3 protein-coding genes are annotated in these 4,168 nt (G+C 59.8%); all 3 read left to right on the top strand.

The features are described 5' to 3' along the window. Positions 1-313: 313 nt before the first annotated feature. The 3 genes from QZ554_RS08185 to QZ554_RS08195 are packed head-to-tail and all read left to right on the top strand — an operon-like array spanning position 314 to position 3,933. Positions 314-796, top strand: a complete 483-nt coding sequence (locus QZ554_RS08185; RefSeq protein WP_297195715.1) for a phospholipase — start codon at positions 314-316, stop codon at positions 794-796. Positions 797-811: 15 nt separating this feature from the next. Next, entirely contained in the window at positions 812-1,633 is an 822-nt protein-coding gene (locus QZ554_RS08190) for a metal ABC transporter permease (RefSeq protein ID WP_297179242.1), read from the top strand. Further along, positions 1,594-3,933 carry a tetratricopeptide repeat protein gene (locus QZ554_RS08195; protein WP_297195716.1) on the top strand — a complete coding sequence of 780 codons (2,340 nt, stop codon included), beginning with the start codon at positions 1,594-1,596 and terminating at the stop codon, positions 3,931-3,933. The genes QZ554_RS08190 and QZ554_RS08195 overlap by 40 nt, the downstream gene beginning before the upstream one ends. Positions 3,934-4,168: the final 235 nt, after the last annotated feature.

Raw genomic sequence — 4,168 nt, forward strand, 5'->3', positions numbered from 1 at the left:
AGCGAGGTAGTGTACACGCGTGTATACAGTTGTGTACACGTGGGTATACAGTTGTATACACACGTGTATACTCATCCCTCCTCGGTAGGAGGTCTTTGCATGGCATATCTGACTAGGACACGGATACTTCTATCTTCGGCGTATACTCCCTCACGACCTTGCCCTCGCACTATAGTGATTTCATGCGTCAGCCCTAGGGTACCCCTGCGCTCGGGACAGGGGATTCCATCCTTTTCCTCGCTACCTAGTGAACTATCTAGGGGCAAATGTGCTTATTCCTTTGTCTAGGGTAGGCCTAGACACTACTATTATTATGGGAAGTATCTTAGTAATTGTATTGGCGCTGGTTGTACTCGGGGCAGTAGCTGCTCTGGTAGCCTCGATACAGTCCTTCCTCAAGGCTCGCCGTGTAGCACGTGGCGAGGTCATAGAGGAGGAAGAGGAGTTTGTCCCCAGCGAAGGTGGCTGCTGTGGCAATCACCTAACCTGTGAGCACGATAGCCTGCTGGCTGCCGTGAGCTCGGAGATCGTCTACTACGACGATGAGGAACTCGATCGCTACCGTGGGATCACTGCCGAAGGCTATACCGATAGGCAGGTCGAGGAGTTCCGTGAGATCCTGCTCTCACTAGACGAAGATGATGTGCCTGGGTGGGTGCGTAGTCTACAGCTACGAGGGATCGAGTTCCCCGAGACCCTTCGCCCTGAGCTCTATCTGATCGTCGTAGAGCAGCGTGACTACCACGCTATCGTCGGGCGTCATGCCTCGGAGGGCGCAGCTCTCGGGAAGGCTTAGTCTACAGAGGTAGGGATGGAGAGCATCTTCTCTTATCAGTTCTTTCAGAATGCCCTCATCGCCTCCCTGCTCACCGCAGTGGTCTGCGGTGTGGTGGGAGCCTATATCGTGGTGAGGCGGATCGTCTTCATCAGTGGCGGTATCACGCATGCCTCCTTTGGGGGTATTGGCCTAGGCTTATATCTAGGCATCAACCCGATCCTCTCGGCAGCAGGTGCAGCGGTGCTTGCTGCCTTTTCTATTGGGCGTATGAGCCGAAGTGAGGGGATCAGGGAGGACTCTGCCATCGCTGGGGTTTGGGCCCTCGGGATGGCTCTGGGGGTACTCTTCATGACCTTGACTCCTGGCTATACGACGAGCCTGCCGTCCTACCTCTTTGGCAATATCCTCTTGGTCACCTCGGCGGATCTCGTATCGCTGGCGGTGCTTGCCCTCCTGCTGGTAGTGCTCTTCACCGTGGGCTATCGTACGATCCTCTACCTATCCTTCGATAGGGACTTCGCCGAGATACGTGGTGTAGCGGTGCGTCGCTGGGAGCAAGCGCTCCTCGTGGTCGTAGCCATCAGCATGGTGCTGACCATCCGTACGGTGGGGATCATGCTCCTGCTCTCCCTGCTGACGCTTCCTCAGACGATCGTAGGCTTCTTCACCTCGGACTTTAGGCGCATTATCCTAGGCTCTATCCTGATCTCGCTCCTAGCCAATATCGGGGGGCTACTCCTTAGCTACTATGTGGTCTCTGTCCCCTCGGGGGTACTGATCATCTTACTCCTCTTCCTACTACTAGCCTTAGCACAATGCGTACGTACCCTACTGCGGCGGGGTGGGCGAGGCTAGGCATCCTGCTTGCACTCCTCCCCTTGCTTGCACTCCTCGTGGGGTGCTCACGACGTGTGACTACGCCTACGACACGTCTCTACCATAGCCTGACTGCACGCTACAATACCCTCTACAACGGCCAGACGGCCTACACTGCCTCCCTAGAGTCCTTCGTCGAAGCTCTACAGGAGGATTACCTCTCCCCCCTTACCCTCGATCCCCTTACCCCGCTCGTACGTTCGGCACGTCCTGCGGGCAACTTCGCACGCAGTATCTCCAAGGCTGAGAAGGCTCTCCAAGAGCATAGCCTGCAGCGCAAGCCTGCCAAGCGACCCGGCTGGCGACGAGACCCCAAGGCCGTAGCCGAGCAAGCCAAGACCGAATATAATCCTGCCCTCCCCTCCGCTTGGCTCCTATGGGGCAAGAGCCTCTTCTACGAGGGGCGTATAGACGAAGCCCAAGCCACCTTTGCCGAGATGGCGCAGCGCTATGCCACCGAGCGAGACGAGCGAGACCGAGCCCTGCTGTGGCAGGCACGATGCTTCCTGCAGCAGGATCGCCTCGGCGAGTCGCTCCTCCTCATCCAGCGGGTAGACAGCACCCCGCAGTCCATTGCACGCCATCCCCTCCTCTACCATACGACACGAGCCGAGTACTACCTGCTGTCGGGGGAGCGGGCTCGGGCGCTACCTCATCTCGTGGAGCTCATCCCTCGGGAGCGCAATACCTATCTGCGTGCTCGCCTGGAGTATCTCCTCGGGCAGACCTACGAAGCTCTAGGGCAAAGGGCGGAGGCGGTCAAGGCTTACCAGCAAGCCTCTCGGCGAAGTCCTCGCCCCGCCCTCGAGTTCGCCGCTCGGCTACGTATGATCCTACTGCGAGGAGCGAGGGGCGAAGCCCTCTCGGCTCTCCTCGGTCTACTCACTCAGAGAGCCTACCATCCTTACCGAGATCAGATCTATCTCGCCCTCGGGGAAGTCTCTCTCCAGCGACGTGACACGCTCGGGGCACTGGGCTACCTCGGTATGGCGATCGACTCAGCTACGCTTAGGGGGGGAGCTGTTGCCTCTGAGGCGGGGGCTCTCTTGGGGGAGCTCCAGCTGGCTCGCCGACACTATCCCGAGGCTTGGCAAGCGCTTAGTAAGAGTCTGCCTAGCCTAGGTGCTGACCACCCAAGGCGTCAGCACCTAGAGCCCCTCCTCCCAGCACTGGAGCGACTAGCGCCCCTTGCGCTCCAGCTCCAGCGAAGCGATAGCCTAAGCCAGCGTAAGGGTGTAGGCAGTGGGAGTCGTGCAGACGAAGCCGAGACCCCGAAGCTCCTGCTCGGTATGGCACAGCTCCTATCGGGCGAGCTCGGTAGGCTGGATGATGCTGGGGCACTCTATGCTCGACTCGTGCGGGACTATCCCCACTCGGCACTAGACCTAGAGGCTCGCTATCACTACCTCCTTCTATCCCTGCGAAGGGGGCGAGGGGCGGAGGCCGATAGCCTTCGTGAGACGATCCTGAGTCGCTACCCTACGTCCCCTCATGCTCGTCTGCTGGGGGCGGGGGCGGACTATCGGGTACGTCTGAAGCAACAGGACTCTCTCGGGGCGAAGTGGTACCACGAAGCCTATACTGCCTACCGAGCAGGGCGACCCGAAGAGGCGGAGCGATACCTACGGCAGATAGGGGAGACTCTCCCCTCCCATCGCCTGAAGCCACAGGCGCTACTGCTCGAGGCGCTGACCCGAGCACAGCTGGGCGACCACACGGCCTGCCAGTCGAAGCTTGCCCAGCTAGCCCGCACCTATCCCGAGGGCGAAGCCACAGAGCTCGCCACCCGTATGCTCCTACAGCTACAGGCGGGGCGAAGGATCACGAGCACGCTCGCTGTGGGTGCTGAGCCGAGCTCTGCGCCACAGGATACGACAGCGGTGAGTGGCGCCGATAGCCTCTTCACCGCACCGCAGGCGGGAGAGCTCCCCGAGGTGCTGGTGCTCTATACCTCCGATGAGGTCGCTCCACACGAAGCCTTCTTTGCCCTCACGGCCTTCCTCTACCAGTACTTTACACAGAGCACGCTCGAGCTGACCCCGTGGGCGAATCTCCCGCTGAGGGGGCTTCGGGTGCGTGGCTTCCAAAGCCTTGGCGAGGTCGAGCGTTTCCTCCGCTTAGCACGCTCTGCAGAAGGGCTCCGTGCGGTACTCGGAGAGGGGAGCGAACTGCTACTCGTCACCGAGGCGAACCTCCTTCGTCTCTCCGCCTCTGTCCTTGGGGACTACCGAGCCTTTGCCCGAGCCTACGAGCAGGCACTGCTTCGGACACCACGATAGCCCGCCACCCGCCCAGCACCTGCTGTGGATGGGCGGGGGATAGCAGGTCGATAGGTAGTGGATAGTCGGTGGATAGCAGGGAGATAGTCGGTGGAAAATAGGGAGCATAAGTACCCCCAGTATCCATACTTACGCAGGCGGTCTATGCTCCGCTCGGCAGGAGCTCTCTTGACTACATATAATGATCGTCATTGCGCTCCTATAAAGAACGCCCTCGTCACCTTACATAGGTGAC

The sequence above is a fragment of the uncultured Porphyromonas sp. genome (assembly GCF_915070105.1).
Classification (GTDB): domain Bacteria; phylum Bacteroidota; class Bacteroidia; order Bacteroidales; family Porphyromonadaceae; genus Porphyromonas.